1 rRNA gene is annotated in these 456 nt (G+C 49.1%); it reads left to right on the top strand.

From position 1 onward, the window contains the following. Nucleotides 1-456, top strand: a 23S ribosomal RNA gene (locus ACSV5T_RS09725); the annotation flags it as partial.

The following is a 456-nucleotide window of genomic DNA, read 5'->3' as shown; positions in this document are numbered from 1 at the left end:
GTAAATGAGGTAGAAGAATCGAGTTGGAAAGCTCAGCCGCAGAAGGTGAAAGCCCTGTAATCGAAACCTTGCATACATGGGACTGTATCCAGAGTACCACGAGACACGTGAAACCTTGTGGGAAGCAGGGGGGACCACCCTCCAAGCCAAAATACTGATATCGACCGATAGCGCATAGTACCGTGAGGGAAAGGTGAAAAGAACCCCTGGCGGGGAGTGAAAGAGAACCTGAAACCGTATGTCTACAAACAGTCGAAGTCTGTATATATATCAGGACGACGGCGTGCCTATTGAAGAATGAACCGACGAGTTACTGTTGCTAGCGAGGTTAAGTGGAAAACACGGAGCCGCAGCGAAAGCGAGTCTGAACAGGGCGTTCAGTTAGTAATAGTAGACCCGAAACCGTAGTGATCTATCCATGGCCAGGTTGAAGCACAGGTAAAATTGTGTGGAGGA

Source organism: Veillonella sp. ZSJB6 (assembly GCF_051549505.1).
In the GTDB taxonomy this organism is placed as follows: domain Bacteria; phylum Bacillota; class Negativicutes; order Veillonellales; family Veillonellaceae; genus Veillonella.
Note: the sequence above shows the minus strand (reverse complement) of the source record. Positions and strands in the feature narration are given on the sequence as shown.